Genomic DNA, 6,034 nt, shown 5'->3' on the forward strand with positions numbered 1-6,034 from the left:
ACCACGCCTCGGCGCGCATGTCGTCTTCATCGAACTTGGATTGCGGGACGTCGCGGAAGCGGCAATCGGTGACGGCGCACAGCTCGTCGTAGTCGTAGAAGATGACGCGAGCGTGGCGGGTGACGCCGAAGTTCTTGAGCACCAAGTCGCCGGCGAAAATATTGGTGACCGCCAGGTCGCGAATGCACTGGCCGTAATCGAGCACGGCCTTCTCAGCGTCTTCGCGTGAAGCATTGCGAATGTACAGGTTGAGCGGCGTCATGCGGCGCTCGATGTACACGTGATCCATGATCACGTAGCCGTCTTCGAAGTGGACGGTGTTGGCCGCTTCGTCCTTCAGTTCCTCGACCAGCTCTTTGGCGAAGCGAGCCGCCGGGAACTTCAGGCGCTTGAACTCTTGCGCGTCCACCAGTCGGCCGGCGCGGTCGTGCTTGAAGACCATTTCGTATTTCTTCAGCACTTCTTCGCGCAGGATGTTCTTCGGATAAGCGAAGCGGTCGCGAATGATCTTGAACACCACGTCGAACGACGGCAGCGTGAAACAGATCATCACCAGGCCCTTGTCGCCCGGTGCGTGCACGAATTCGTCTTCGCTCTTCTGCAAATGTTTGAAGAGCTCGCGATAGCGCTCGGTCTTACCTTGCTTGGCGCGGCCGAGCACGGTGTACAGCTCGCTGACCGGCTTGCGCGGCAGGATGCCTTTCAGGAACACGATGGCCTGGCCGACGTGCGCCAGATCGGCATGGAAGTAGGAACGTGTGAAGCTGAACAGAATGCTGACGGTGCTCTCGTCCATCATCACTGCGTCGATGCGCACACCGCTTTCGGTGTTCTGCAAAGCCAGCACGAACGGCAGTCGCCAACCTGGGCCGGAGATCTGGCCGACCAGGTACGCACGCGTCATCTGATAGAACACGGTGCGGATGAATTCGATCTGCTCGACCTGCAACGGCGGCTTGGACGCATCGGAGTCCACTTCGCACTGCGCGCGCACTTCATTGCTGATGGTGCGGATACTGCGGTCGAAGTCGACGTAAGGCGTGCGGAAGCGGAAGTCGGCGAGCACTTCTTCGAACAACAGCTCGAGCGAGCCGCGGTTCACGTAAACATTGGTTTCGATCGGCGAGGTCACCGATGCGATGGGATCCAGATCCAGCGCCACGAATTCCACCGCGGCATCGACACCGATGGTGCCGAAGGTACGGCGAGTGACCGAGTTGAAAAACGTCTTGTCGAATTCCAGATCGGTCAGGGCGTCGATCAGTTCGGTGAAGCGGCGTTTGATGCTGCTCCACAAAGCGCGCTCGGTGACGTCTTCGCCGAGCCGCGTCTTCAGCTGAGTGGCTGCGCGATTGACGCACTTGTCGTAGAGCTCGATACGCTCGACGGCGTCACGCAAGCTGCCGCGCCAATCGCGTTCCTCGAAGCGCTGAGGCGCACGACGAGTGATGGCACGAAACTCCGCGTTGTAATCCGCGAAAGACTGGACGAGTGCCGTGGCACACGATTCGACCAGTGCGTCACGGGAAAGAACGGGGGCTGCGGCTGCTGGCATGTTCAATAAACCCGGCGGGAAGGCCCTCCCCAGGACGGGGAGGGCGTCCCTGACAACATTACAGATTTCGGATCAGAGCGTCGCCGAATTCGGAGCACTTCACTTCCTTGGCGCCTTCCATCAAGCGCGCAAAGTCGTAAGTGACCGTCTTCTGGCCGATGGTCTTGTCCATGGCGCTGATGATGGCGTCGGCTGCTTCGGTCCAGCCCATATAACGCAGCATCATTTCGCCCGACAGAATCACCGAGCCTGGATTCACTTTGTCCAGGTTGGCGTACTTCGGCGCCGTGCCGTGAGTCGCTTCGAACACCGCGTGGCCGGTCACGTAGTTCACGTTGCCGCCCGGCGCGATGCCGATGCCGCCGACCTGTGCAGCCAGCGCGTCCGACAGATAGTCGCCGTTCAAGTTCATGGTGGCGATCACGTCGAACTCTTCAGGACGCGTCAGCACCTGCTGCAGCGTGATGTCGGCGATCGCATCCTTGATGATGATCTTGCCGGCCTTCTTGGCAGCATCCTGTTCTTCGTTCGCAGCCTTCTCGCCCTTGGCAGCCTTGGTGCGCTCCCACTGGTCCCAGGTGTAGGTCTGGTCGGCGAACTCTTTTTCCGCCAGGGCATAGGCCCAGTTACGGAACGCGCCTTCCGTGAACTTCATGATGTTGCCCTTGTGCACGATCGTCACGCTCTTGCGCTTGTTGACGATGGCGTACTCGACGGCCGAGCGGAACAGACGCTCCGTGCCTTCCTGCGATACCGGCTTCAAGCCGATGCCCGAGGTCTCGGGGAAGCGGATCTTGGCGTACTGTTTCGGGAACGCGGCCTTGAAGGCTTCCAGGAACTTCTTGTTGTCCGGAGTGCCGGCTTCGAATTCGATACCGACGTAAATGTCTTCGGTGTTCTCGCGGAAGATGGTCATGTCGACGCGGTCCGGCGTGCGCACGGGCGAAGGCACGCCCTTGAAGTAGCGCACCGGGCGCAAGCACACGTACAGGTCCAGCATCTGACGAAGCGCCACGTTCAAGGAGCGGATGCCACCGCCGATCGGCGTGGTCAGCGGGCCCTTGATGGACACCAGGTAATCACGGCAGGCCTGCACGGTTTCTTCGGGCAGCCAGGTGTTGTACAGATCGTTGGACTTCTGGCCGGCGTAGACCTCCATCCAATGAATCTTGCGCTTGCCGCCGTAGGCTTTTTGCACGGCTGCGTCGAGCACGCGTACCGAAGCGCGCCAGATGTCCGGACCGGTGCCGTCGCCTTCGATGAAGGGAATGATGGGCTGATCGGGAACGGTGAGCTTGCCGTTCTGGATGGTGATTTTTTGGCCCTGTGGGGGCACGTTCAGTTTAACTGCGGTCGACATCGACGAACTCCGTGGAGAGCTGGTTCGTAAGTGGGGCGGGTAGCTTTGCGGGCCGTATTTTTGGGGTCCGAATGCTATCACACCCGGGCCTGCCGCCGTCGGGCCGGGGCCCGGATTAGGGCCTTGCCTGATGCCTAGAAATTGACCGTAGCGGTGACACCGCCGCCGGCATTTTCCAGCCGAATGGCCCAGCCGTAGCGCTCGCAAATCCGGCGCACCAGATACAGGCCCATGCCGTGCCCGCCGGGGTGCGAGGTGAAGCGGCGAGGGATGTTTTCCAGCTGGCTGGCCGAGTCCTGGGGCAGGTCAGGAGGCAGGGCGCCAGCGTTGCTGACCACCAGTTCACGGCCCTGCGAGCGGCACAGGACGTCGTTGCCGCTGCCGTGCTGGACGGCGTTTCGCACCAGGTTGCCCAAGGTCATGGCGACCATGCTTTCCGGGGCCGCGACCCGCAGCGGTCCACCTTGGAGGTCCACGACGATGTGCTTTTCTGGTGCAACACTGCGCTGGTCTTCGACCACGCGAGCGAGTACGGCGTACACGTCGCATGTGGTTTCGGCCGGTGCCACCCGTTGCGGTTCGCGTGACAGGGCCAGCAGAGCGTCGGTGAATTCAGTCATCTCGAGCACGGCGCGTTGAATGCGAGCCAAGGCCTTGGTGGCGCCCGGCCGGCCGGCGGTCTGCGTTTCCAGCAACTCGACAGCGCCACGCATGACGGCGAGCGGAGTGCGCAATTCATGGCTGGCGGTGGCGGTGAACGATTGCTCGCGCTCGACGAACCCGTCGAGCCGTTCCATGAACGTGTCGATGGAGCGAGCGATGGGCTCGAGCTCGTTGCCAGCGAATTGCGCACCGATGCGCACGTGACGCTGACCCGGATCGATCTGCGTGAGTTGATCGGCCAACGCGGTGATGGGTTCGACCAGCCGACGCGAAATCGCGGTCGCGGCCAAGCCCGCAATGATCACCACGCCCACCACGCCCAGCCCCAACACCAGCAACGCTATTTTTTCCTGCGTGGCATAGGTGGTGACGTCGTAGGTGATGTACAGACGGCCGAAGTTGCCGTCGCGAACCAACACGTCGAGCAAGCGACCGCCGGAGCGCACTCGATGCATTTCGCCAGGCTTGAGCATGGCGATGTGTCGCGGCAGTTCGGACAGATCGCTGGAGCGATAAATACTCAAGCGTGCTGAACGCAACGGTTCGGCGCCCCGGTCGGCGTGCAAGCGTTGCTCGAAGTGAGTGAGCTCTTCGGAGAGCAGATCGAGCGTGATGTTGCGTTTCAGGCGTTCGTCGGCGAGATAGGCCCACGCGCTCAGAATCAAGCCGGCCACCGCCAGCAAGGCAATCATGGTGCCGGCGATGCGTGCGCGCAGACTCAGCTGCGCGAACAGCTCGTTCGCCTTACGGACGAGGCGGTTCTGCCGAAAGTCGATAGCCAGTGCCATGGACGGTGTGTAGCAGCTTGGTGGCGAAGTTTTTATCGATGGCCGTGCGTAGTGCGTGCATGTGGGCGCGCAGGAAATCTCCTTGCGGAGGTTGCTCGCCCCACAGCTCTTTCTCCAATTCCTGCCGCGTGACGACGCGATGTGAGTTTTGTAACAACACGATCAGCAGTCGACGCGTGGTTGGATTGAGCTTGATGCGTTCGCCGCCGCGTTCGGCTTCGAGCGTATCCAGATCGAAACTCAGATCGCCGACGCTCAGCAGACGTTGAGCCGGCGGCACGTTGGCGCGACGGAGCAGCGCCTTCAAACGCACGTCTAGCTCGGCAAGCGAGAAGGGTTTGACCAGGTAATCGTCGGCACCGGCTTCGAAGCCTTCGATCTTGTCAGCGAGCAGATCCTTCGCGGTCAGCATCAACACTGGTACGCGAGTGTGGCCGGCTTGGCGCAGCTGACGGCACAACGATAGGCCATCGAGGCCGGGCAGCATCAGGTCCAGCACGATGGCGTCGTAGGGTTGGTTCAATGCCAGTTGCAGCCCGCGTTCGCCGTCGAGCACGTGTTCCACGGTGTCGCCGCTCGCCTCGAAAAACTCGGCGATGTTGGCGGCGATGTCGCGATGGTCTTCGATCAGCAGCAGGCGCATGGCAGGGGAAATATCGGGTGAAATACCGTCCGTCACGATGACACACGGCTGTCACATTGTACGGGAACGCGAGCCGGTGCCGGCAACTACCTAAAAAACGCGCGCCGGTCGCGGTTTTCGGCCGCGAAATCACACAAATGTCACGCTGCCGTCAAGGCTTCGCAGCATCGGCAGCGCAAATTGACACTCGCCGAAGTTATCGCCAGCCGTGTACTTCAGTAGCAACGGGCTGGGTGCTTCGGTCAGAGGAGTCGAAAAGGTCTCGCCCGCTTTGGAGTGAGAGGAGTTCGTCATGGCCACCGCACCTGTCGATGTTCGAGTCGATGGAATATTCCGCCGGGTCGATGCGTTCGAATACGCGTGGTGCCTGCGGTTGAATCGGGGCTGTCAGCAGCGGCGCTTCGTGCGCGATCTGTTCGCTGCTGTTAGCAAGCTTGGCGATGGTGTGTTTTGGTACGCCCTGATTTTTTTGCTACCTGCTGTTTACGGCGAGGCGGCGGTGATGCCTTCGGTGCGGATGGCGGTCGTCGGTATCGTTGGCGTGTTGCTTTACAAGTATTTGAAGTCGCGCTTGGTGCGCGAGCGGCCATATATTTCGTTGGCCGGCATCGTGCCGGGGACGCCTGCGCTGGATCGCTACAGCTTTCCTTCGGGGCACACGCTGCACGCGGTTAGCTTTACTGTTCTCGCTGTCGCGAGCTTTCCTGAGCTTGCGTGGTTGTTGGTGCCGTTCGCCATGTTAGTGGCGGCGTCACGAGTGGTGCTGGGCCTGCACTACCCGACCGATGTGGCTGCTGGTGCGGTCATCGGCGCGACTCTGGCCTTTCTTTCCATGGCGCTGACTGCCGGAGTCGGATGAGCCTTGGTGGCTGGCGCCGCTGGGAGCGACCTACCTGCTCCTGGCACCGTGCCCCCCTTCGTCGCGCTATCGCGCGACCGTTGGGTCCCATCCCTGGGCGCACTGCGACGAAAAGGTCCCTCTTTTTCGACGCTGCCTGGAGCAGGTAGGTCGCTCCCAGCGGCGC

General features: G+C 61.4%; 5 protein-coding genes. 1 reads left to right on the forward strand and 4 read right to left on the reverse strand.

Annotation, left to right across the window (positions count from 1 at the left end; all coding sequences use genetic code 11):
• The 4 genes from aceK to JNL55_RS11560 all read right to left on the reverse strand — a co-directional run.
• Window positions 1-1,555 (reverse strand): bifunctional isocitrate dehydrogenase kinase/phosphatase (gene aceK / locus JNL55_RS11545; protein ID WP_293852975.1); only part of this gene is annotated, 1,555 nt, incomplete at its 3' end.
• 58 nt (window positions 1,556-1,613) lie between these two features.
• Window positions 1,614-2,915, reverse strand: a complete 1,302-nt coding sequence (icd, locus tag JNL55_RS11550) for an NADP-dependent isocitrate dehydrogenase (protein ID WP_293852976.1) — start codon at window positions 2,913-2,915, stop codon at window positions 1,614-1,616.
• A gap of 134 nt (window positions 2,916-3,049) precedes the next feature.
• On the reverse strand, window positions 3,050-4,366 hold the full coding sequence (locus JNL55_RS11555; RefSeq protein ID WP_293852977.1) for a sensor histidine kinase: 1,317 nt from the start codon (window positions 4,364-4,366) through the stop codon (window positions 3,050-3,052).
• Window positions 4,323-5,009, reverse strand: coding sequence for a response regulator transcription factor (locus JNL55_RS11560; protein ID WP_293852979.1), 687 nt, complete (start codon window positions 5,007-5,009; stop codon window positions 4,323-4,325). Before JNL55_RS11560 ends, JNL55_RS11555 begins: the two co-directional genes overlap by 44 nt.
• A 292-nt stretch (window positions 5,010-5,301) precedes the next feature.
• Here JNL55_RS11560 and JNL55_RS11565 point away from each other — a divergent pair, with 292 nt between their 5' ends.
• The gene (locus tag JNL55_RS11565) at window positions 5,302-5,868 is read left to right on the forward strand and encodes a phosphatase PAP2 family protein (RefSeq protein WP_293852978.1); all 567 of its coding nucleotides are present in this window, start codon (window positions 5,302-5,304) and stop codon (window positions 5,866-5,868) included.
• The last annotated feature ends 166 nt before the right edge of the window (window positions 5,869-6,034 follow it).

This window comes from Steroidobacter sp. (assembly GCF_016790065.1).
GTDB lineage: Bacteria > Pseudomonadota > Gammaproteobacteria > Steroidobacterales > Steroidobacteraceae > Steroidobacter.

Excerpts from the sequence above, each read along its gene's own strand:
- icd (WP_293852976.1), bottom strand. The coding sequence starts at position 2,915 with ATGTCGACCGCAGTTAAACTGAACGTGCCCCCACAGGGCCAAAAAATC.
- JNL55_RS11555 (WP_293852977.1), bottom strand. The coding sequence starts at position 4,366 with ATGGCACTGGCTATCGACTTTCGGCAGAACCGCCTCGTCCGTAAGGCG.
- JNL55_RS11560 (WP_293852979.1), bottom strand. The coding sequence starts at position 5,009 with ATGCGCCTGCTGCTGATCGAAGACCATCGCGACATCGCCGCCAACATC.
- JNL55_RS11565 (WP_293852978.1), top strand. The coding sequence starts at position 5,302 with ATGGCCACCGCACCTGTCGATGTTCGAGTCGATGGAATATTCCGCCGG.